The organism is Flavobacterium sp. RNTU_13, from assembly GCF_046614455.1.
GTDB lineage: Bacteria > Bacteroidota > Bacteroidia > Flavobacteriales > Flavobacteriaceae > Flavobacterium.
The window spans coordinates 666,193-689,706 of sequence record NZ_JBKJHB010000001.1 but is presented as its reverse complement, the minus strand read 5'-3'; the positions used below and the strand labels follow the sequence as shown (position 1 = coordinate 689,706).

23 protein-coding genes are annotated in these 23,514 nt (G+C 42.0%); 11 read left to right on the top strand and 12 right to left on the bottom strand.

Translation table 11 applies throughout. The annotated features are described in order from the left end of the window. Positions 1–7 precede the first annotated feature (7 nt). The 9 genes from hemB to hemA form a co-directional block, all read right to left on the bottom strand. The gene (gene hemB, locus ACLI08_RS03080) at positions 8–1,003 is read right to left on the bottom strand and encodes a porphobilinogen synthase (RefSeq protein WP_411426988.1); all 996 of its coding nucleotides are present in this window, start codon (positions 1,001–1,003) and stop codon (positions 8–10) included. A 76-nt stretch (positions 1,004–1,079) separates the two neighbouring features. Next, positions 1,080–1,874 carry a DUF3800 domain-containing protein gene (locus ACLI08_RS03075; RefSeq protein WP_411426987.1) on the bottom strand — a complete coding sequence of 265 codons (795 nt, stop codon included), beginning with the start codon at positions 1,872–1,874 and terminating at the stop codon, positions 1,080–1,082. Position 1,875: 1 nt separating this feature from the next. Then, the gene (gene hemF / locus ACLI08_RS03070; protein WP_411426986.1) at positions 1,876–2,778 is read right to left on the bottom strand and encodes an oxygen-dependent coproporphyrinogen oxidase; all 903 of its coding nucleotides are present in this window, start codon (positions 2,776–2,778) and stop codon (positions 1,876–1,878) included. Further along, positions 2,778–3,575: a DUF6896 domain-containing protein gene (locus ACLI08_RS03065; protein ID WP_411426985.1), complete on the bottom strand. Its 798-nt coding sequence runs from the start codon at positions 3,573–3,575 to the stop codon at positions 2,778–2,780. Before ACLI08_RS03065 ends, hemF begins: the two co-directional genes overlap by 1 nt. 7 nt (positions 3,576–3,582) lie before the next feature. Beyond that, a complete protein-coding gene (locus ACLI08_RS03060) occupies positions 3,583–4,122 on the bottom strand; it encodes a GNAT family N-acetyltransferase (protein ID WP_411426984.1) in 540 nt (179 codons plus the stop codon). Positions 4,123–4,210: 88 nt separating this feature from the next. Continuing rightward, positions 4,211–5,239: a uroporphyrinogen decarboxylase gene (hemE, locus tag ACLI08_RS03055; RefSeq protein WP_411426983.1), complete on the bottom strand. Its 1,029-nt coding sequence runs from the start codon at positions 5,237–5,239 to the stop codon at positions 4,211–4,213. A 204-nt stretch (positions 5,240–5,443) separates the two neighbouring features. Further along, entirely contained in the window at positions 5,444–6,118 is a 675-nt protein-coding gene (locus tag ACLI08_RS03050; RefSeq protein WP_411426982.1) for a uroporphyrinogen-III synthase, read from the bottom strand. Next, on the bottom strand, positions 6,118–7,041 hold the full coding sequence (hemC, locus tag ACLI08_RS03045; protein ID WP_411426981.1) for a hydroxymethylbilane synthase: 924 nt from the start codon (positions 7,039–7,041) through the stop codon (positions 6,118–6,120). Before hemC ends, ACLI08_RS03050 begins: the two co-directional genes overlap by 1 nt. Before the next feature lie 84 nt (positions 7,042–7,125). Next, positions 7,126–8,388: a glutamyl-tRNA reductase gene (hemA, locus tag ACLI08_RS03040; RefSeq protein ID WP_411426980.1), complete on the bottom strand. Its 1,263-nt coding sequence runs from the start codon at positions 8,386–8,388 to the stop codon at positions 7,126–7,128. A 228-nt stretch (positions 8,389–8,616) separates the two neighbouring features. On the opposite strand from hemA, the gene ACLI08_RS03035 reads away from it, so the two are divergent. From ACLI08_RS03035 to ACLI08_RS03000, 8 genes are all read left to right on the top strand, one after another. Beyond that, the gene (locus ACLI08_RS03035) at positions 8,617–9,489 is read left to right on the top strand and encodes a helix-turn-helix transcriptional regulator (protein WP_411426979.1); all 873 of its coding nucleotides are present in this window, start codon (positions 8,617–8,619) and stop codon (positions 9,487–9,489) included. A gap of 49 nt (positions 9,490–9,538) precedes the next feature. Beyond that, entirely contained in the window at positions 9,539–10,009 is a 471-nt protein-coding gene (locus ACLI08_RS03030; protein WP_411426978.1) for a macro domain-containing protein, read from the top strand. 133 nt (positions 10,010–10,142) lie between these two features. After that, positions 10,143–10,526, top strand: a complete 384-nt coding sequence (locus ACLI08_RS03025) for a hypothetical protein (RefSeq protein ID WP_411426977.1) — start codon at positions 10,143–10,145, stop codon at positions 10,524–10,526. Positions 10,527–10,647: 121 nt separating this feature from the next. Next, entirely contained in the window at positions 10,648–11,199 is a 552-nt protein-coding gene (locus ACLI08_RS03020; RefSeq protein ID WP_411426976.1) for a transposase, read from the top strand. Positions 11,200–11,324: 125 nt separating this feature from the next. Beyond that, the gene (hemH, locus tag ACLI08_RS03015) at positions 11,325–12,353 is read left to right on the top strand and encodes a ferrochelatase (RefSeq protein WP_411426975.1); all 1,029 of its coding nucleotides are present in this window, start codon (positions 11,325–11,327) and stop codon (positions 12,351–12,353) included. A 111-nt stretch (positions 12,354–12,464) separates the two neighbouring features. Next, the gene (locus tag ACLI08_RS03010) at positions 12,465–13,016 is read left to right on the top strand and encodes a CopD family protein (protein WP_411426974.1); all 552 of its coding nucleotides are present in this window, start codon (positions 12,465–12,467) and stop codon (positions 13,014–13,016) included. Positions 13,017–13,020: 4 nt separating this feature from the next. Then, on the top strand, positions 13,021–14,517 hold the full coding sequence (locus ACLI08_RS03005; RefSeq protein ID WP_411426973.1) for a sensor histidine kinase: 1,497 nt from the start codon (positions 13,021–13,023) through the stop codon (positions 14,515–14,517). Between the two features lie 31 nt (positions 14,518–14,548). After that, the gene (locus tag ACLI08_RS03000; RefSeq protein ID WP_411426972.1) at positions 14,549–15,331 is read left to right on the top strand and encodes an enoyl-CoA hydratase/isomerase family protein; all 783 of its coding nucleotides are present in this window, start codon (positions 14,549–14,551) and stop codon (positions 15,329–15,331) included. 76 nt (positions 15,332–15,407) lie between these two features. On the opposite strand, the gene ACLI08_RS02995 is transcribed toward ACLI08_RS03000, so the two are convergent. Continuing rightward, on the bottom strand, positions 15,408–16,955 hold the full coding sequence (locus ACLI08_RS02995) for an aldehyde dehydrogenase family protein (RefSeq protein ID WP_411426971.1): 1,548 nt from the start codon (positions 16,953–16,955) through the stop codon (positions 15,408–15,410). A gap of 203 nt (positions 16,956–17,158) precedes the next feature. Between ACLI08_RS02995 and ACLI08_RS02990 the strand changes: the two genes are divergently transcribed. Next, positions 17,159–17,614, top strand: coding sequence for a DinB family protein (locus ACLI08_RS02990; RefSeq protein WP_411426970.1), 456 nt, complete (start codon positions 17,159–17,161; stop codon positions 17,612–17,614). Positions 17,615–17,670: 56 nt separating this feature from the next. Here ACLI08_RS02990 and ACLI08_RS02985 read toward each other — a convergent pair whose 3' ends face one another. Next, complete coding sequence (locus ACLI08_RS02985; protein WP_411426969.1) at positions 17,671–18,465, bottom strand: PdaC/SigV domain-containing protein; 795 nt, start codon at positions 18,463–18,465, stop codon at positions 17,671–17,673. A 111-nt stretch (positions 18,466–18,576) separates the two neighbouring features. Between ACLI08_RS02985 and ACLI08_RS02980 the strand changes: the two genes are divergently transcribed. Beyond that, positions 18,577–19,722, top strand: coding sequence for a cystathionine gamma-synthase (locus tag ACLI08_RS02980; RefSeq protein WP_411426968.1), 1,146 nt, complete (start codon positions 18,577–18,579; stop codon positions 19,720–19,722). Positions 19,723–19,871: 149 nt separating this feature from the next. Further along, positions 19,872–22,151, top strand: a complete 2,280-nt coding sequence (locus tag ACLI08_RS02975; RefSeq protein WP_411426967.1) for a two-component regulator propeller domain-containing protein — start codon at positions 19,872–19,874, stop codon at positions 22,149–22,151. Here ACLI08_RS02975 and ACLI08_RS02970 read toward each other — a convergent pair. Further along, entirely contained in the window at positions 22,148–23,503 is a 1,356-nt protein-coding gene (locus ACLI08_RS02970; protein WP_411426966.1) for a hypothetical protein, read from the bottom strand. The genes ACLI08_RS02975 and ACLI08_RS02970 overlap by 4 nt on opposite strands. Between the last annotated feature and the right edge of the window lie 11 nt (positions 23,504–23,514).

The following is a 23,514-nucleotide window of genomic DNA, read 5'->3' as shown; positions in this document are numbered from 1 at the left end:
GTAAAGTTTATTTATTCAGCAAAATAGCTGCTTCTTTGGCAAAGTACGTACTTATAATATCAGCTCCCGCACGCTTAATGCAGTGCAGCTGTTCCAGCATTATTTTGTCGTGATCCAGCCATCCGCGTTCTGCTGCAGCTTTTACCATGGCATATTCTCCGGACACCTGGTATACCGATACCGGCACGTTTACCGCGTTTTTCACTTCCCGAACAATATCAAGATAGGCAATACCCGGCTTTACCATAACAATGTCTGCGCCTTCTTCTACATCATGTAGTGCTTCGCGTATGGCTTCTATGCGGTTTGCATAGTCCATTTGGTACGTTTTTTTGTCTTTAGGCGCGATTTCTCCGCCTTCCTTGGGTGCACTGTCCAGTGCATCCCTAAACGGCCCGTAAAACGACGATGCGTACTTAGCCGCATAACTCATAATCCCCACATTATGGAAACCGGCGCTGTCCAGCCCCTGGCGCAGACGTATAACACGGCCGTCCATCATATCGCTGGGTGCTACAAAATCGGCTCCCGCCTCAGCATGGGAGACTGCCATGCGTACCAGTGCGTCTACCGTTTCATCATTGGCAATGTCTCCATTTTTAATAATACCATCATGTCCGTAAATAGAATAAGGATCAAGTGCCACATCGGGCATTATTATCATACCAGGAATAGCATCTTTAATGGCTTTAATGGCGCGCTGCATTAGCCCGTTAGGATTCCACGACTCTACACCCGCGTTGTCTTTAAGGCTGTCGTCTACTTTTACGTAAATGTTTACCGCCTTAATGCCCAGGCTCCACAATTCTTTTACCTCCTGTACGGTAAGGTCTATAGAGCGGCGGTATATGCCCGGCATGCTTGGTATTTCCACTTTTACATTAGTTCCCTCAGCAATAAACATCGGGAACATAAAATCATTTGGTGTTAGTATGGTTTCGCGCACTAACGAACGGATTGAGTCATTAACTCTTAAACGTCTATTTCTATGGATAGGAAACATAGTTGTATAGTTTAAAATATTATTGTACATTTGCATTGAACCACTTGAACCCCGAATGGGGTGTAGGGTGGTGTTTTTATTTAGGGTAATGTACTATTCCAAATTTATTATTCTTATTTGCTTTTAAATTTAATCTTTGTTTTCTTAAAAGAATCTCAAGTAGTTCTTCTTCATCGCCATAATTTAAAACATCAGATACTCTTCTTGGCCAATTAATAGGATTTTGAATCAAGTTTCTCTGAGCATATAAGTTTACTATATAAGCTAATGTGTCTGATAGTTGAATGAAATATGATTCTTGAGATTTTTTAGGAAGAGGGTCTTCTAATATTGTTTTTAAATCATTCCTATAACTTCCTTCTTCAAAAAGTGAAGGTATATAATTTATCCTTTGTAATAATCTTGATACAGCAGTCATTTTTTCTATACGTCCTTCATCTGTAATAACAATAAAACGATTGTCATCTTCAGATAGCATATCATTTTCAATTCTTTGAAGGCTATAAGTGAAAGCGTTTTTTAATACATCGTAGTTGTTGGAAGTAATTTTATGTTTGTCTATTACAACGTTTATTATTTTTAAATCCAAGGCAGCAATAAGCTTGAATTGAAGTTCAAGTAATTCTTTTCGTTCCTGAGGATTATATTTTCCATGATATGGATGCTTATCCTGAATAAGTTGCCTACAGTGAAACTCCATTTTAATAGGAAAACCGTATTTGTCTTTTATAAATTTCCGGAATTTCCTAATAATTTCATAGTTCTGTTTCCAATTGCTTTCTTCCATGTAGACAACACTCATAACAAATAATTGCGATGAGTAATTAGGGTATCCATCATCCCCGGATTCATCAAAATATGCTATATACATTTTAAATCCAGATTTTTGGTTGTTTTAATATTTTAATCAACCTCTCTTCTTCGCTGCCCGCTTCCGGATGGTGGTCATACACCCACTGCACATGTGGTGGAAGGCTCATGAGTATACTCTCCATACGGCCGTTAGTTTTCAACCCAAACAGTGTGCCCTTATCGTGCACAAGGTTAAATTCTACGTAGCGCCCACGGCGGATTTCCTGCCAGGTACGGTTTTCATCAGTATAAGGCAGGTCTTTTCTGCGTTCAACAATGGGCACATAAGCTTGCAGGAAGCTGTTGCCTACTTCGCTAACAAAGTTAAACCACTGCTCCATACTGAAGTCTTCTGTGGCTTTACAGTGATCAAAGAACAATCCGCCTATACCACGGGCTTCGTTGCGGTGTGCGTTCCAAAAGTACTCGTCGCACTGCTTTTTAAAGCGTGGGTAAAACGTGGCATCGTGCTTATCGCAGGCCGTTTTACACGTTTGGTGGAAATGCGTGGCATCTTCATCAAACAAGTAGTAAGGTGTAAGATCCTGGCCGCCGCCAAACCAACTGTCTACCACATTACCGGCTTTATCGTACATTTCGAAATAACGCCAGTTGGCATGTACCGTAGGCACCATTGGGCTTTTCGGGTGGATGACCAGGCTAAGACCACAGGCAAAGAAATCTACATCGCCTACATTAAAATACGCCTGCATGGCTTTGGGTAGCGGCCCATGAACGGCAGAGATATTTACCCCGCCTTTTTCAAACACGTTGCCGTTTTCTATTACACGGGTACGGCCGCCGCCGCCTTCGAGGCGTTGCCAAAGGTCTTCACGAAACGTTGCGGTACCGTCTACCGCTTCCAGGCCGGCAGTTATGGTATCCTGTAATTGTTGTATGTATGCGTAAAATTTATCTTTCATTATTGTAATCGTAAAAATCTAAGCAGGCTGAACTTCTTTTTGTCAGCCTTTAACGGTTCACTCTCATTTTTCTTGTCAAACTCGAGAGTCTTAATTTCTATTTTTTTCCTGTCAGTAACTATTGTACCAATGACTCCTGGCCAATTGCCTTGAACACGTTCCAGTTTTCCTGATTCAAGCATTTTGTCCAATATTCTCTTCCCATCATAATACGGTTCATGTAGCTCTATAGGTAATGGTTTATATTGAGGTGTAGAAGTAATGTAATTTGAAAAGAAATAAGGATCCAGGTCTCCATAATCATCACCAAACATAAACGGAGCTTCTATTTCCTGACCGGTTTCAACATTATAAAAATGGACATGAAAGCCATGTAAGTAGTACTCCCAGTTATTAAATTCCCCTTTATTTTGGCCTTTTGCATGAAGAGGATTTAATGTTTCTGAAGGGAAATCTTTATTTAGTGCAACACCTAAATGCTCTACCAATCTATAAACCAATGTTTTGGACAACGACCTGTAATCCTTTGCACATTGTTCAAAAAAATCTACATTGGCTTCAATCTCGTCATTAGTAATAATTCTATTGATTTTTATATGGGAACCATCAAGGCTCACGCCAACACAGCAATCCTTCAGCTTTGTTTTTAAATCCTTGCCGACTTCTTCCTGTAATTTTTTTTGACCGATATCAAACACGAGCATGACAGCATTATTTCGTAGCGCATCTTGCAAAACTTCATTGGAAGGAATCTCTTTTGCGTTGCTAATGTTATATGTTACAACCGGTCGGGTCATAGAATTACTATATATTGTTATACTCAGACCTCAATAACCCAAAATACACCACGTCTTCCAGGCCACCATCGGCGTTTTTAAATTCCTCTTTAAGGATGCCTTCTTTAGTAAAACCATTTTTAACGGCTACGCGCTGGCTGCCAATATTTTCGGGGTGAGTGCAAATGTACAGCTTGTTAAACCCGAGGGCATCAAAACAGTAGGTTACCACCTGCGATACGGCCTGGGTTATTATGCCTTTGTTTTGATAATCGGCATCTATAAAATAGGCCAGCTCGGCCTTCATAATATTAAGGATTATGTTCTTTACACAAATGTACCCTATAAGCCGGTTACTGCTTACATCGCGCAGGTAGAAGTAGTAGTTTTCGCCGCGTTGCTCGTTGTTAGCCGCCCGGATAAGGAATGCCGTGGTATTAACCAGCGAATTGCACTGAGAGGTAGTGTTAGGAAACGTAGGAGTAATGTATGCCCTGTTCTTGTCTACAAGAGAAAAGAACTCAGCGGGTTTTACATTACTTATCCTGTCGGTAACCCAGGTTTTCATTTTTAGTGTGTTTTTAGTTTTTAGTTGACGGTTGTTAGTTATTAGACCCGCTTTGGTTTCCAAACAACTAACAACCATCAACCAAAAACTATTTCTTATATTCCTTTACGGCATCTATAAACGCCTTAGCGTGGTCTACCGGAATGTTTGGCAATATGCCGTGGCCTAAATTTACAATATAATTGTCTTTGCCAAACTCGTCTATCATTTCGTGTACCATTTTTTTAATGGTAGGTATAGGCGAAAGCAGTCGGCTAGGGTCAAAGTTACCCTGCAGGGTAATGCGGCCACCACTCAGGTAGCGGGCATTACGTGCACTGCACGTCCAGTCTACACCCAGCGCCGAAGCCTTGCTCTGTGCCATATCGCCCAGTGCAAACCAGCAGCCTTTACCAAATACGATAACATGCGTTTCCGGTGCCAGTGCTTCTACAATCTGGTTAATGTACTTCCATGAAAACTCCTGGTAATCTACCGGGCTAAGCATACCACCCCAGCTGTCAAATACCTGTACGGCATTTACACCTGCTTTTACTTTTTCTTTCAGGTAAGCTATGGTGGTATCGGTAATCTTCTGTAGCAGCGCGTGTGCAGCTTCCGGCTGGCTGAAGCAGAAACCTTTGGCAGTATCAAAACTCTTAGAACCTTTACCCTCTACGGCATAGCAGAAAATGGTCCACGGTGAACCGGCGAAACCAATAAGTGGCACTTCGTCGTTCAGCATTTCTTTGGTCAGCTTTATGGCGTCCATAACGTAACCCAGCGTTTCGTGGATATCCGGAACTATTACTTTTTCTACATCCTGAGCAGAACGGATAGGGTTAGGCAAAAACGGACCTACGCTTTCTTTCATAAGCACTTCTATACCCATAGCCTGCGGTACCACAAGAATGTCGCTAAATAAAATAGCCGCATCGGGTTTTACTATACGGATGGGCTGTACCGTGATTTCAGCAGCAAGCTCAGGCGTTTGGCAACGGGTAAAGAAATCGTATTTATCGCGCAGGGCTCGGAATTCAGGTAAGTACCTGCCTGCCTGGCGCATCATCCATACCGGCGGACGTTCTACGGTTTCGTTTCGTAATGCTTTTAAAAATAGGTCGTTTTTTAAGCTCATTTTTTTGTTTTTATGTTTTTGCTCACCTGCAAGGTTTTAGAAACCTTGCAGGTTTACTTTTATCTTTTTTTATAAATACCTGCAAGGTTGTAAAAACCTTGCAGGAGCGTATCCTATCCGTCTGTCATTGCGAGGAGGTACGACGAAGCAATCTGGTTATGGGATTGCCACACTCCACTGCGTTGCGCTCGCAATGACAGGACGTTATTCAAGCCGTAATTCTGCGTAATAATTCCTTACCTGTACTATTACATTTTCTACGCTGGGCGTATTGGCTATTATCACCTTATCTGTTATACCTGTAAGTGCGTTTGCTGTGGTTTGCCCTATGCAAAAACAGGCCTCATCTGTAATTGTATTCTCTTTCAGGTAACTTTCAACACCCGACGGGCTAAAGAACAGTAACCCGTTACATTTTGTTTGTATATGGCGTGGGGTTAACACGGTATCGTACACCTGTATTTCAGTAAAGCGGATGCCCGCACTTTTAAGAGCCTGTGGCAATGTTTCGCGGCGCATGCTTCCACTAAAGAACATAAAACGTTCTGTTGCATAGTTCTCTGTAAGTATAGCCGCCAGTTTTTCAGCATCATGAGCCATTTCAACTACTTTAAAGCCGTAATGCTCCAGCAGCTTTTTTGTTTTCTCGCCTACGCAAAAAATACTGCTTCCGGCAAAAACACTACTTGCCTTGTGTTTCAAAAACCCTATAACGCCGTTTTGGCTGGTAAAAATAAGGTTTGAAGCCGTATTATGTATTTCAAAGTCCCGGTACTTTATACCAATAAAGTCTGCCTCAATAACCGAAAGCCCTGCATTAAGCAGGTACATTTTTTGGTTGGGTTGCAGTTTTTTGGTAGACAGTACGCGGTAGGTCATTACTTTTTAAGTTGGGTACGTATTTGTTCCATTAACTCGGCTCCGCCGTTTTGCAGTATTTCATCGGCACATTCGTTGCCCAGGTTACTGTAATTAGCATTTGCCGGAATGGTCTTTTCTATATGCAACCTTTGTTTTCCGTCTATGCTTAGCAATACCCCTTCAAATCGGATTTCGTCGCCTATGTATGTTGCCAATGCACCTATTGGGGCGGTACAGCCACCCTCTAGCCTGCGTAGAAACTGACGCTCAATATGTGTAGCGACTTCGGTAGGGGTGTCGTTTAGTTGTGCCAGGGCCTCACGGCAATAGGCGTCGTTTTCCATGGCAACTACTACCATAGCGCCCTGAGCCGGAGCCGGTATCATCCAATCTAGGGTTATATGGTTATTTGGTAATACGTTAATGCGTTCCAAACCTGCTTTGGCAAAAATGGCACCTTCCCAGGCGTTTTCTTCCAGTTTTTTCAGGCGGGTGTTTACGTTGCCCCGAAGGTCGGTAACGGTATGGTTAGGATAACGGTGCAGCCATTGTGCCTGGCGGCGAAGGCTACCGGTGGCAATGGTGGCAGCATCGGCAAAAAAGCCGTCGTTACCTTTGTGTACTAAAATATCGTGGGTATCTGCACGTTGTAAAACAGCGGCCTGTACTATGCCTTTTGGCAATGCGGTAGGTACATCCTTCATGCTGTGCACAGCAATGTCTACCTCGCCTTTTATCATGGCTATATCCAGTGTTTTGGTAAAAATACCGGTAATACCCAGTTCGTATAGCGGTACATCCAGTATAATGTCGCCGGTGCTTTTTACGGCTACAATTTCGGTAGCGTAGCCCAGGTCGTTTAACTTACGTTCTACGGTATGTGCCTGCCATAGTGCAAGTTCGCTGTCGCGGGTGCCTATTCGTATTGTTTTTTGTTCCAAGTTTACTTTGTCAGTTCGGCTTTCGCCTCGGGTTAAGTTTCAGGTGACTGATTCAGCCGAAAATCACAACGCAAAAGCTATGGTTTAAATAGCCTGCTCTTTCGTTTCTAATTTAAAAACTTTTTCTATCCACTCTATGCTTTCATCTACAGCGGTGTTATGGTCTTTAAGATGGTTAGCAAAATGGGTAGTGATTTTTTGTATGATGCGCTGGCTTATGATTTCGGCCTGCTCTTCGTCAAAATTCCTGATTTTTTTGCGCTGAAAGTCGATTTCGCCTTCCTTAATAGCGTTAAGTTTATCTTTAAGGGCATTTATGGTAGGAGCAAATTTGCGGGCGTTTGTCCACTCATTAAACTCTTCCATTACCTCATTGATAATACTTTCGGCTGCAGGGATATGTTTTTTGCGGTTTTCCAGTGTACTGTCAGTAATCTTGCTCAGGTCGTCCAGGTGTACTACGGTTACCCCATCCATTTCGCGTACGTTTTCATGTACGTTCATCGGCACAGAAAGATCCAGTATAAGCAAGGGTTTCTTTAATGCTAGGATATCCCGGTCTATGGTAGGTTTTTGCGCACCTGTAGCCACCACGAGCACATCGGCTTTTTCTATCTCCAGCGGAAGCAGGTCGTAGTCTTTTACCACAAGGTTAAACTTTCCGGCTACCTGTTCGGCTTTTTCTCGGGTACGGTTTATAAGTACAATATGGTTGTTCTTGGTGTGTTTTACCAGGTTTTCGCACGTATTACGGCCTATTTTCCCGGTTCCGAAAAGTAAAATGTTTTTGTTTTGTACATCTTCAACATTGTTAAGAATGTATTGCACCGATGCAAACGATACTGATGTGGCACCGCTGCTTAGTTCGGTTTCGTTTTTAATGCGCTTGCTGGCTTGTATTACGCTGTTTACAAGGCGTTCCATAAAAGCATTTGCCAGGCCGTTGTTTTTACTTTCGTTAAAGCTTATTTTTATCTGGCTTATAATTTCAAAGTCGCCCAGTATCTGACTGTCAAGGCCGGTACCTACACGAAATATGTGCTCTACCGCTTCAGGGCCTTTAAATACAAATGCGGCACGCTGAAATTCTTCCACCGAACCGTTACTGTTATCGCAAAGTAATTTTATAAGCTGAAAAGGGTGCTGTGCAAACCCATATATCTCTGTACGGTTACAGGTGCTTACCACAATAAGGCTTTCAATACCTTCTGCGGTGGCCTGCGCTAATACAGCGGCACGGCCTTGTGCATCAAGGCTGAATTTTCCTCTAACCTCGGCATCAGCTTTCCTGAAACTTAGTCCCACAGCATAAAAATACTGATGCCTGTGCATGTTATTTTTGTCCATATACACTTTTACCTAAAAAGTTTAACAAAAGTATAACGCACAACTTTTAAAAAATAACGCTGTACGGTCTTTTTATAACGCTACACGTTATTTATGCTGTAAATCACCTTTTTTTACGGAAATAACGTATTTTTGCAATGAAATCAACGCTTTGCGACCGCTTTGTTTAGAAGCGTTCTAAATAAAAAAGTTGTGACTGAGGTCACTTTCACTTTTAAAAATAACGCTATGGGTACTCATGAGGAACTGATGATAGGAAATGGTTTTTATGTGCTGAAATTTGAGAATAACAGCGATGAAAACTATTCTTTTCTGCGCGAAGTAGGTACAGAATTTATACAGTTTCACTTTGGCTTAAAGGGCAAAGCCAAGTTTATTTTTAACCAAGGGCGCTATGCGCTGGACCTGCGCGAAGAGCTGTCCTTGTTCTTGTATAACCCGCAGACCAACCTGCCCATGCAGTTGGAAATAGAGCCCCACAGTTGGGTGCTTACACTGCTGGTGTCTATAAAAAAGTTTCACGGTTTCTTTTCGGACCAGGCCGATCATATTCCGTTCCTGAGCCCGGACAACATAGACAGAAAATATTATAAAGACGATCCTATAAATCCGTCTATGGCGGTGGTACTCAGCCAGATGTTTCATTTTAACATGCACCCATCGGTAAAAAAACTGTATTTTAAGGGTAAGGTGTACGAACTACTGAGCCTGTACTTTAACCGTGCCGAAGACCCTAATGCCGAGCAGTGTCCGTTCCTGGTAGATGAGGATAATGTAATTAAAATCCGAAAGGCTAAGGATATAGTAATAGCGAACATGGCAGAACCACCCGGGCTGGAAGAACTGAGCGAACAGGTGGGCATCAGCCTGAAAAGATTAAAAATGGGTTTTCGCCAGATTTACGGCGACAGTGTATACGGTTTTTTGTTCGACTACAAAATGGACTATGCCCGCAAGTTGCTGGACAGCGGGTCGTATAACGTAAACGAAGTAGGCCTAAAAATAGGCTACAGTACTGCAAGCCACTTTATAGCGGCATTTAAAAAGAAATTTGGAACTACTCCTAAAAAGTACTTGATGAGTATAACGGAGAAGGTGTAAGTGAGACTGATGGATGATAGACGTAAGATAATAGACGGGGTATTAAAGAATGACAGAAATACAATACATAAAAGGTGATGCTACTAACCCTCAACATGATGGAAATAAGATAATTGCACATATTTGTAATGATGTTGGTGTTTGGGGAAAAGGTTTTGTAATGGCTATCTCAAAGCGTTGGAAAAATCCTGAAAAGCGGTATCGCGAGTGGTTTAAATCGGGACAAAACTTTGCATTGGGCGAAGTTCAGTTTGTACAGGTACAAGAAGATTTGTGGGTAGCAAACATTATAGGTCAGCATAAGATAAACAAGGACGAACAAGGCAATGCCCCCATACGTTATGAAGCCGTGAAAGAAGCGCTTGAAAAAGTGGGGGCTTTTGCGACTGAAAATACTGCTTCAGTACACATGCCGCGTATTGGCTGTGGGCTAGCCGGAGGAAAGTGGGAAGAAATAGAACCGCTTATAATATCTGTTCTTTCTGATAAAGACATTGCTGTAACCGTCTACGATTTTTAATGGTATGAGCGAGCAACCTGCAAGGTTTTTAAAACCTTGTAGGTTTGAAAATTTAAGATAAAGTATAGTTCAGAAAAACACCTACAAGGTTTCAAAAATCTTGCAGTAGATTTAATAAATACGCGGAAAACAGATGAAAACCTGGCAACCTATACCATTAGAAGCACTTAATGCAAACATTAGTGAAGCAGTTGCAAATATGAGTATTACAGAGCTTGCACTATGGCACTATATAAAAATTACTCCTGAAAAATGGCAGGAAACAGAATATGGAAACGAAGGTGGTGGTTTTTGGGTAGTGGCTATTTTTGGCAGGCAAGTACTTTGGTATAATGACATTGAAGAAGGATTTAATGTTTCTTCGTATTCAAAGTATGGAGAAATAGATACATACGCCTGTGAACAAGATGAGTTAAACACAGTAGTATGTCGATTATATGAAGATATAAAAGCAGGTAAAGTGTTTTTTAATCTTCCGCCACCAGGTATAATCGGTAGTGATTTTCAAATCCGGTAGCAACCTGCAAGGTTTTTGAAACCTTGTAGGTTTAAAATTTAAGATAAAGTGTGGTTCACAAGAATACCTACAAGGTTTTAAAAACCTTGCAGGAGGGACAACGAAAAACAAGTAGCAAAAAATGAAACTCGAAGTTTTAGAAAAGGATTTTGTTTATCATATTTATAACCGTGGTATTAACGGCACAAACATTTTTAATAATGAAGAAAACAAGATTTACTTTTTAAGCCTAATAGACAAATATTTAAGCAACATAGGTTTTATTTATGCATATTGTTTAATGGATAATCATTTTCACCTTTTATTTGCATCGAATGTTGAAGGCGAAATTGCTACACAGAAAATATCAAACCTGTTTAATGCGTATGCAAAGGCGTTTAATAAAATGTATAACCGAACGGGGAGTTTGTTTGAGAAACACTTCCGAAGAATAAGGGTTCCAAACGAATTATATTTGAGTAGTCTCATTATTTACATCCACATGAATCCGAAGCATCATTTTGGGCTTGATTTTACGAGTTTTAAGTTTTCATCATACAATGGCCATATTTCCGATAGACCTACAAAACTTATGAGGAGGGAGGTTTTGGAATTATTTGGAGGGAGAGATAATTTTGTCTTCGCTCATCATGAAAGGAATAGTATTCTGGAGGCGATGATTACGTTGGAATAAATTAAAACCTACAAGGTATTAAAGACCTTGCAGGTTGGGTAAACGATAGTTAAATAAAAAATATATACAGTCTGTTGTGCGATATTTGTACCCAACAGCGACACCATAAAACAAAAATAAAAGTAATGAAAGGAGTACTTTTAATTAACCTGGGCTCACCGGAAAGCCCTACCGCAAAAGATGTAAAACCGTACCTGGACGAGTTCCTTATGGATAAGTACGTTATAGACGTGCCGTTCCTGTTAAGGGCATTGCTTGTTCGTGGTATTATATTGCGCAAAAGGCCTGAAGAATCGGCCCACGCGTATTCTAAAATATGGTGGGAAGAAGGCTCGCCACTTATTGTACTAAGCAAAAGGCTACAGCAAAAAGTAGCACCTAAAACCGAAATCCCAGTAGAGCTGGCCATGCGTTACGGTAACCCGTCTATAGAAAGCGGATTGCAAAAACTGTCTGACCAAGGCGTTACCGACGTACTGCTGTTTCCGTTGTATCCGCAGTATGCCATGGCTTCTACGCTAACCATACTGGTACTTGCCGAGGAAATCAGGAAAAAGAAATTCCCGCATATGCGCTTTACCGATGTGCCTGCGTTTTATGATAAACCTGATTACATTACGGCATTGGCTAATTCTATTAAAAAAGGCCTTGAAGGCTTTGAGTACGACCACCTGCTGTTTAGCTACCACGGTATACCGGAGCGCCACATCCGTAAGACCGATGTAACTAAGTCGCATTGTAAGATAAATGGCACCTGCTGTGTTACGCCATCTGCGGCGCATAAGTTTTGTTACCGCCACCAGTGCTACGAAACTACAAGGCTTGTAGTGGAGCAACTTGGCCTACCTAAAGATAAATACTCACTAACCTTCCAGAGCCGCCTTGCAGGCGATAAATGGTTAGAACCATATACCGATGTGGAGATAAACAAAATGCCGGCAGCGGGTATAAAAAACCTTGCAGTAGTCACCCCGGCGTTTGTGTCAGACTGTTTGGAAACGCTAGAGGAAATAGCTATGCGTGCCAACGAGGATTTTGTGGAGAACGGCGGCGAAAACTTCCATGCCATACCTTGCCTTAACGATGGTGAGGAGTGGGTAAACGTAGTGGCCAACTGGATAAATGAGTGGGCTAATGCAGAAGTGACCGCTTAAGGTTTTAGAAAATAATTACGTTAAAATACACATTATAAAAAGGAAGCCGTGCATAATGGCTTCCTTTTTGTGGTAATACGGCTATCTTTGTAGTAATGATATTAATGAATAATGGACTATAATTACATAAAATCACTACATCTTATTTTTGTAATAACCTGGTTTGCAGGTTTGTTTTACATTGTAAGGTTGTTTGTGTACCATATTGAGGCAAATAGTAAACCCTCGCCCGAAAAAGAGATTCTTATTAAGCAATACAAACTTATGAGCTACAGGCTATGGTATATTATAACCTGGCCCAGTGCTGTGCTTGCGAGCATATTTGCCTACTGGATGTTGTTTTTTACCCCTACAGGCAATACCTGGCTTACCCAGCCCTGGATGCACGTAAAGCTTACATTTGTGTTTTTGCTGTACCTGTACCATCTTAAGTGCCACCAGATTTTTAAGCAGCTGCAACGCGATGAGGTAAAGCACACTACGGGCTTTATGCGCCTATGGAATGAGGGTGCTACACTGATTTTGTTTGCGGTGGTATTTTTGGTAATTTTAAAAAATGCCATAAACTGGATTTTCGGTGTGCTAGGCATCATAGCCTTTAGCGTATTGCTTATGCTTGGGTATAAATTTTATAAAAAAATAAGGGAGAAGAACAACTCCTGATATAATGAAGGAAAAATTCAGGATAAAACGCTGGTCACTTCGGGTAAGGATATTTGTTTCGCTTATATTCATTACCCTTATTGCGTCGTTCCTTATAGCCATTGTATCCATTTACCAGTTTAAAAAAGAGGCTAAAGAGTACCACCAGGACCGGCTGGAGCGTAAGGAAAACTCCATTAAAGAGCACATTAGCTACGTAATGGCAAATACCACGTACCCGCTTACTACAGAGAACCTGCCCGAAATTTTTAAAGACCGTATCCATGAACTGGCCAATATTCACGGAACCGAAATAAACATTTACGACCTTAACGGTCACTTGCTAAAGTCGAGCAAGGCGGCTTTTTCTGTAGATACCATTAATCAGGATATCCCTCAGCATATACTGAAAGTAATACGTTCTACGGCTGAAAAGCGGTTTGTTGACCTGAAGACGACGCCTGATAATAAAAAATTCCGCTCCTCGTACAGCTATATTAAAGACAACCGTTTTAAACCACTGGGCATACTTAACCTGCCCTATATGGAAGACGATGGCTATTACGAAAAAGAGATAAACAACTTTATTACCCGCTTTATACAGGTGTATTCGTTTATGCTTATTATTTCGGTGGTAATTGCTTATTTCCTTAGTAGTTACATTACCCACAGTATTAAAGCGGTGAGTGATCGTATAAAGGAAACCCGCCTTAACGAGCAAAACGAGAAAATACACATGCACGATGCCCCGCAGGAAATAACCCTGCTTGTAGATGCTTATAACAACCTTGTAGATGACCTCGACGAAAGTGCCGCACTGCTGGCACAGAAAGAGCGGGAGGAGGCCTGGCGCGAAATGGCCAAGCAGGTAGCCCACGAAATAAAGAATCCGCTTACCCCTATGCGGCTTACAGTGCAGAGTTTCCAACGGAAGTTTGACCCTGCCGATCCTAACATACGCGAAAAACTCGCCGAGTTTAGTAATACGCTGATTCAGCAGATAGATACCATGACCTCTGTAGCATCGGCGTTTAGCAGCTTTGCGAGTATGCCGGCGCAACAAAACGAAACCCTTAATGTGGTAGAGATTGTAAAGCTGGCGGTAGATATTTTTAACGAGGGCTACATACATTTCCATGCCGACGAACAGCAAATCATAACCCGCATGGACCGTACCCAACTGATCCGTATTATAACCAACCTGGTTAAAAACGCCATACAGGCTATAGATGAGGATAAGGCAGATCCGCACGTGGCGGTAAATGTGGTGCGTTTTGGCGACCGGGTGCGCATACTGGTTTCAGACAACGGTAAAGGAATAAGCATGGAGCATAAAAACCGTATATTTGAACCTAAGTTTACCACAAAAAGCAGCGGAATGGGCCTTGGCCTGGGTATCATAAAGAATATAGTGGAAAACTATCACGGTACCATTACGTTTGATAGTGCACCCGGAGCCGGTACCGTATTTACGGTAACCCTGCCTATTATAAACCCCGATGATACGGGATTTTTTGCCTAAAGAAAACAAACAAACGAAACATTATATAACCATGACCTTTGAAAATATTTTAACCGAAAAAGAAAACGGCATTGCCCTGATTACCATAAACAGGCCTGCCAAACTAAATGCACTTAATAAACAAACCATAGCGGAGCTGCACGACGCTTTTAAAGCGCTGGACGCTGATGCTGATGTAAAAGCTATTATAGTAACCGGAAGCGGAGAAAAAGCCTTTGTAGCAGGCGCAGATATAGCCGAATTTGCCCATTTTGATGTAAAAGAAGGGGAGCACCTTGCAGCACAAGGTCAGGCCATGTTGTTTGATTTTGTTCAAAACCTGGGTACACCGGTTATTGCCGCTGTAAACGGTTTTGCACTGGGGGGCGGTTTGGAGCTTGCCATGGCATGTCATTTCCGTGTGGCGAGTGATAATGCTAAAATGGGCCTTCCCGAAGTTTCACTGGGTGTAATCCCGGGTTACGGTGGTACACAGCGCCTTCCTCAGCTGGTAGGTAAGGGGCGTGCTATGGAAATGATAATCACCGCCGGAATGGTTAGTGCCGATGATGCTAAGGCATGGGGCTTGGTAAATCATGTAGTGCCGCAGGCAGAACTGCTTGACTTTGCCAAAGGTATTGCTGCAAAAATTATAAAGAACTCGCCTATAGCTATAGCCTTAGCCATTAAATCGGTTAATGCCGGTTTTGAAGATGGTGTAAACGGTTACATTACAGAGATTCGCAGTTTTGGCGAAGCTTTTGGTACAGAGGATTTTAAAGAAGGTACTACCGCTTTTATGGAAAAACGCAAGGCAGCTTTTCCGGGTAAGTAATCCTGGATAAAGCATTACGATAGTAAACGAAAAAGACCCGCCATTTGGCGGGTCTTTTGGTATAAGATATATTGTATTACAGGTCAAATTTAATGCCTTGTGCCAATGGCAGCTGAGTACCGTAGTTAATGGTGTTGGTTTGCCTGCGCATATACGCTTTCCATGCATCTGAACCACTTTCGCGGCCACCACCTGTTTCTTTTTCACCGCCAAATGCACCGCCAATCTCAGCACCCGAAGTACCAATATTTACGTTGGCAATACCACAGTCGCTACCCTGAGCGCTTAGGAACAGCTCCATCTCTCTCATGTTTGTAGTAAAGATAGAAGAAGAAAGTCCTTGCGGCACACCGTTTTGCATATCTATAGCTTCCTGTATGTTGCTGTACTTCATTACATATAAGATAGGGGCAAAGGTTTCTTCCTGTACAATGTCAAAGTGGTTTTCTGCCTCAATAATACATGGTTTTACGTAGCAGCCGCTTTCGTAGCCGTCACCTTCAACCACACCTCCTTCAACTATAATTTTTCCGCCTTCCTGTTTCGCTTTTTCAATCGCGTTAAGGTAATCCTGTACGGCACCTTTATCGATAAGCGGGCCTACGTGGTTATTAGCATCCAGTGGATTGCCTATTTTCAGCTGGCTGTAAGCGCTCTTAAGCACCTCTATAGTTTTGTTGTATACGCTTTCGTGTACTATAAGCCTGCGTGTGCTTGTACAACGCTGACCGGCAGTACCTACAGCGCCAAATACAGCACCTACCAGCACCATGCTTATATCTGCGTGCTCAGATACTATAATGGCGTTGTTACCACCAAGCTCAAGGATGGTGTTACCAAAACGCTCTGCAACGGTTTTAGATACGTGGCGTCCTATTCTTGTAGAACCTGTAAACGATACCATAGGTATACGTTTGTCGTTATTTATAAGGTTACCGCTTTCGTTACCTACCACAAGGCAGCTTACCCCTTCAGGAACGTTGTTCCTTTGCAGTACGGTTTTAATTATGTTTTGGCAGGCTACTGCACATATAGGCGTTTTAGAACTTGGTTTCCATATACAAACATCACCACATATCCAGGCAATCATAGAGTTCCAGCTCCATACCGCTACCGGGAAGTTAAAGGCAGAAATAATACCTACTATTCCCAGCGGGTGCCACTGCTCATACATACGGTGGTTAGGGCGCTCACTGTGCATGGTAAGTCCGTACAGCTGACGCGATAAACCTACAGCAAAATCACAGATGTCTATCATTTCCTGTACTTCACCCAGGCCTTCCTGAAGGCTTTTACCCATTTCGTAGCTTACAAGCTGGCCAAGTGCCTCTTTATGTTTACGAAGCTCGTCACCCATTTGGCGTACAATTTCTCCGCGCTTAGGCGCAGGCATTTGCCTCCATATTTTAAACGCCTCTTCGGCCTTTTTCATTGCAGTTTCGTAGTCTTCGGCTGTAGAGCACTGTACTTGTGCTATAAGCGAGCCGTCTACAGGAGAGTAAGACGAAATCAAGGCGCCGTTAGCAAAATTATGAAGCCCGGTAGAGGTACCGGCGTTTACTTCGGTAATGCCCAGTTCGGTAAGGGCTTTTTGTATGCCGAACGTATCTGTAAGTGTAGCCATTTTGTAACTTTATTGCTGTTTGTTGTTATATTTACAAAGATAGTATTTTTTAAATATTATTTGCTATGAGCCACAAATTTCGAGAATTACATAAATTTTTCGGCACATCTGCTAAAAAACTAAAATTCTTTTAAAAAGGTTTGCTAAATGGGTTTGATAACTGCCGGGAAATTGAGAAATTCGTGTAAAAACATAACACACCCATGGAAACCGAATTTAAAATTACCCGCCGTAACCGCGAGTTGCTGGATGAATATTTCGAAAAATATTCGATAGAGGAATTAAATAAAATACCCGAAGGGTTTCGTAACAACCTGATTTGGAACATTGGCCACATTATAGTGTCTCAGCAAATACTGGTTTATAAGGGTACTAACCAGCACCTTTTGGTTGGTGACGAACTTGTATCGCTTTACGCCCGTGGTACAGCCCCACACAGGGATATCTCGCCAAGTGAAGCGGTAGAGCTGCGTAACCTGCTGCATGCGTTAGTACAAAAAACAGAAGATGATTATAACGGTGGCGTATTTACAACGTACAATGCCCGCAAGAGTGAAATGGGGTTTGACCTAAGCACCGTGGAAGATGCCATTGCTTTTAATAACCACCACGAGGCATTGCACCTGGGTATTATGATGCAGCTTAGGAAGTTTATATAATTTTTAGTTTTCAGTCGCAGTTTTCACTTTGTACTTCTGATTACTGCGACTGAAAACTATTTTAAAAACGGCTTTGCTTCTTCGTAAGAAATCAAAACGTCTTTTTGTCCTTCGGCATAGGCTGCTGCTTCATAGTGGTTATACAGTAGCAGTAGTCCCTTGTCGGTAAAAAAGATGTTATTTGGTAATACAAATTTGTCTTCCATAAACTGGTAGCCCGTGCTGTTTATATTGCCTGCCGGGATTTTGTACTTCGCCCTGAATTTTTTCTCGGCAAGTGCCGTAAAACCTTTTTTATCTTTAAAAAGAGCATCACGTTCTATGCTTGTTCTGGTCTTCGTGTTAAATAACAACGATGTATCTGCCCCGTAACCGTGGGCACCGCCTGTAAATGTGTAATAATTTAGTTTTATGTTTATAATACTGTCGTTTTTATAGGCCACACTGGCTTTAACAGTAGCTTCCCACGGCATATCTTCGAAAGTATCTTCTTTTGTTATGGTTTCGTAGGCAGCTATAAACTCATCCATCAGCGCGTCATAACTTTTTGCCTTCGATTTTCCCTCGCCAAAGTGTGCTATATCGCGTACAGTTCTAAATACTTTATTATTAATGCTGTCGGCACCGTTACCCACTGCTTCGGTAATCTCCAGGTGCACTACGGTAGCCTGGTTGCCGGTTTTTAGCTTGCTTTTTTTCTCGTATACCTTATTGTCAAAAGACAGTGAAGCCGCCTCGGGCGCATTTATGGTGGTAGAATCAGTAGCCGTTTCGGGTGTGGCAGTAGCCTTTTCATTTTTGCATGAGGCAAGTGTAGCAATCAGTGCAGCAGATAGGAGGATACGTTTCATAAAAATTTGCGCTTGGGTTATGTAAAAGGTTAATTGCCGTTAAACAGGCTATTGGTGTAACTAAATTACAGTAAATTTGCCGGATAGTTTAAGAAAGAAATTCAAGTTTATATGAAATTTAACACCAAAACCATACATGGCGGGCAGCATCATGACCCTGCTACCGGAGCCGTAATGCCACCGGTGTACCAAACCTCTACCTTTGCACAAAGCAGCCCCGGGGTACATACAGGATATGAATACAGCCGTGCAGCAAACCCTACACGTACTGCGCTTGAAAATGCCCTTGCAAGCATAGAAAACGGTACGCGCGGCCTTGCTTTTGCCAGTGGCCTTGCTGCCACAGATACAGTAATGAAATTGCTAAAGCCCGGCGATGAGGTTATAGCCATGGACGACCTGTACGGCGGAACCTACCGGATGTTTACCCGTATATACCAGGACTATGGCATAAAATTTCACTTTGTAGACATGACCGATGAGGCAGCGTTTAAAAGCCTTATTAACGAGAATACAAAGTTGGTTTGGGTAGAAACACCTACCAATCCGCTTATGAAGCTTGCCGATATAGAGGCTATTGCCAAAATAACCAAAGCGCATAACCTGCTGTTTGCGGTAGACAATACCTTTGCTACCCCATACCTGCAGCGTCCGCTGGATTTGGGTGCCGACATTGTAATGCACAGTGCTACAAAATACCTGGGTGGGCATAGTGATGTTATAGCCGGTGCGCTTGTGGTTAAAGATGCTTCGCTTGGAGAAAAACTGCATTTTGCACAGTTTGCTACCGGAGGTACATTAGGCCCGCAAGACAGCTACCTGGTACTGCGCGGTATTAAAACCCTGCACTTGCGTATGGAGCGCCACAGCTTTAACGGACAAAAAGTAGCAGAGTACCTGCTAAACCATCCTAAAGTAGATAAGGTATTTTACCCGGGGCTTGAAAGCCATCCGTTTTTTGAAATTGCAAAAAAGCAAATGAAAGGCGGTTTTGGGGGTATGGTATCCTTTACGTTTAAAGGCGGTGAAAAGGCAGATGCCATTAAATTCCTGGAGAATGTAAAAGTATTTACCCTTGCCGAGTCGCTTGGCGGCGTAGAATCGCTTGCTAACCACCCTGCCTTAATGACGCATGCCAGCATACCGGAACCTAAGCGTAAAGAAATCGGCATTACCGACGACCTGGTGCGCCTTAGTGTAGGGGTAGAAGATATAGAAGATCTTATTGCCGATATAGAACAGGCTTTTAACGCCTAATACGCATACAGCTACATTGCCACGAATTACACAAATCACCATAATTTAACTGGCGGGGTTCTGTGTAATCCGTGGCAACTATTTTTATAGGACACATACAAAAATGCCGATAACTGCGTTTTAGCTATATTTGCGCAAATAACGTTTACATGAACATCCGCCATACCCTTTTCTTATTGTTTGTTTGCTGTTTTGGTTTTGCCCAAACCCAGCAGTGGGGTAGTTACTATTCGTATACTAACGTAGTGGCTATGGCCCAAAACAATACGCGTATGTTTGCGGCTTCGGGTAGTGCGATTTTTTCGCAAAACAGTGCTTCGGGGGAGTTAAAAACTATTACTTCGGTCGAGGGGCTAAAGGCCGATGGTATTACCGCCATGCACTTTAGTGCCGATACAGGCAGGCTGCTGGTAGGTAACAGTACCGGGTTGTTGCTGGTTGTAAATTCAGATGGCAGTGTGGTAACCAAAATAGATATTGTTCAGGAGACAAACGTTCCGTACAATAAAAAGGCTATCAACCGTATTTATGAAAGTAACGGTATGGCGTATTTAAGCTGTGATTTCGGAATCGTGCAGTTTAATGTAAATACCCTGCAGTTTGGCGATACCTACAGCATAGGCCCCGGTGGCGGTTTATTAAAAGTAAACCAGTGTGCCGTACACCAAGGGTATATTTATGCCGCTACCGAGAGCGGTATTTTAAGGGCTTCTGCCGCCAGTGCTAACCTGATAGATTATAACGAATGGAGCCAGGTAGTACCCGGTAACTGGACGGGGCTAATCAGTTTTAATAATAAACTTGTAGCGGCATCTGCCACCGGCGATTTTGTTACTGTAAACAACAATACTACATCGGGGCTGGCACCATTGCCGTCTGCCATACTAGATTTAAGGGAGGCTAATGGCTTTATGGTAGCTACATCTGCAGAGAAAGTAGTGGTGTATGATAATGCTTTAGTACAGCAGTACCAGATTAACACCGTAGGCGAACCGGCTGTGTTTTCTGCGGCAACAGTAGTAGGCAGAAACCTCTATGTAGGTACTACCGAAAAGGGTGTTTATTCTATAGACCTCAATACTTTTTTACCTACAAATATTACTCCTAACGGCCCGCTACGCAGTAACATTTATGCCCTTAAAAAATCTGCAAACGCCCTGTGGGCGGTATACGGATTTGCCGACGTAAACTTCGACCCGAAGTTGAGGAAGTATGGTGTAAGTAAGTTAAGTGCGGGTACGGGGTGGACAAATATTCCGTATACTACGCTGCAAACTATTAGTGGGGTTACAAAAGATATTACTGATATTGTAGATGTGTTAATAAACCCCACCGATGAAAAACAGGTATACCTGCTGTCATCAGGGTCGGGGATGATGAAGCTTACCGACATGGTACCTACCATACTGTATGATGAAACAAACAGTGGTATAGAAAACCAGGGTTTAGTAAATAACTATCGTACCGTGCGTGTACAGTCGGGCGTGTTTGATAAGCAAGGTACGCTATGGATCATGAACGGGCTTACCAAAAAACCGTTGAAAAAATTAACGGGTACGAGTTGGACGCCTTACAGCTTTGAAAGCGTGTACCCTACACCCCAGGAGATGCAGTACAAGGATATTGTTGTAGACGACAGCGGCACCAAGTGGATTGCAAGCGGTACTACCTATGGGCTTATAGGATTTAATGAAACCGCCAACAAGTTTATGCGCCTTACCACGGCTAACGAGTTGCCCGATAACTATGTTATGAGCCTTGCTATAGATAAAAGCGGCAGAATGTGGATAGGCACACGCAGTGGCTTACGGGTAATTTACAGTACACAGAGGTTTTTATCTGAAGATGTTATAAATACATCGCAGGTTATTATAGAAGAAGAAGGTGTGGCGCAGGAGCTTATGTATGCCCAAACCATTAACGATATTGAAATAGACGGTAGTGATAATAAATGGTTTGGTACCGATACGGCGGGCGCGTTTTTAGTGTCGTCTGACGGGCAAAAAACGCTGTACCATTTTACCAAAGATAATTCGCCACTACCCAGCAATACCATTAACGACATAGCCATAGACAACACTACGGGCGAGGTGTTTTTTGCAACTGATAAAGGCATGGTGTCTTTTAAAGGCAGCAGCACCGCGGCGGCAAACGACCTTAACAGCGTGTATGCGTACCCTAACCCCGTAAGGCCGGGTTACGAGGGCGATGTAAAGATTACCAACCTTACCGATAAAGCCAATGTAAAAATTACCGACGTAGAGGGTAACCTGGTATACGAAACCACCAGCGAAGGCGGTACCATAACTTGGGACACTACTGCCTTTGGTAAATATAAGGTGCGTAGCGGCGTGTATATGGTGTTTATATCCAGTGAGGATACTACCATGAAGGCGGTACGCAAAATAATGGTTATACGGGGTAATTAGGCCTTAAATTTTCGGAACGCCTGTATCATTTCGTAGATGCCGAAGGCGATGAAGATTTTGCCGAGTATAAGCGGAATCCATAACCATGCCGTTTGCAGATATTTTCCTTTCTCCTCGAATGGGCTTGAAAAGTCTGTAACTAGAAAGAAACGGAAAGCACCATTGAAGTAGTTGTTCAGTTCATATATTGAAAAATGGCCATGATGTTGAAGAAAATAAAGGGTAGAATACCAAAACAATCCAAATCCAATAGTAAACAGTAGTGCCCTACGCCAACTATGATTATATCCGGTAGATAATATTGTAGCGCCTAACACAAACTTATCTATAAAATCCCCGTACCACTTTAATTCTCTGTAATATGCCGTAAGTTCATAAGCGCGGAAGCGGTTGTAGTCTATTTTGTTGTCTGTTTTTTGAATTGAGTATTTAATTTGTCGTAATGTTTTTCTTTCACACTCCTCTAGTTTATTAATAGTTAAATTATCAATGTATGTGTTTTTATGGAAAATTAGGTCTGAGAAATATATTGAATCAACTTTTAAATCGTCAAAATGGGCGTCATTCTGAACTTCTATGTCTTTAAAAATGAGTTTGGAAAGATGATTTTCTGTAAACTTTAATTTTCCTTTGATTTCACAGTTTTCAAATCTAATAGACAGTGCTTTTTCAGATGTCTTATTTTTCCGTAATTCTAGATTCTTCGTGATATTACAACTGCGTAATTCTACATTCTGACCAATTACATTTTCTGCAAAATAAAAACTTCCTAATTCCACTGATCGGTAGAAATGATCCGCACTGGCATTTATCTGTCTTAAAAACTTATTTTTTAAATTGGTGTATCGTTCTATCTTAGAGTTTATTATAGTAAGTCCTTCTAACGAACACTTATAAATACTAAATTCAAACGAGTATAATTTATCGCAAATTATTATGTTGCTAAATGTTGACATAGTAATAAAGACAGACTTTATATTGCCATCCATCACAAAACTACTGTTTGCTGTAAGTCGCTCAAGCCGTAGGCTTTCAATATTCGGAGTATTTACTTCAATAATGCACTTTAAATGTACCTGTGTAAAAATTAAATTTTTAAATGTGCAATTATCAAAGGCTAACCTATTTTCATTGTAAAAATTAACATCAGAGAAGTAAATGCTTTGCTCTAAATTGAAAGGGTTACTTTTTACCTTAATGCTATCCCCAATAAACGTACAATTTTTTATATAAATCTCGTTTAAGTCCGGCAGAATAATAAAGGATAATCCATCAGATAAGACTTTGTAACCTGATATTTCTCCGCTAACTGCAAGTAATTTATTAAACTCCTCTCCAGTAATTTCTGTCATAATAAGTTGGT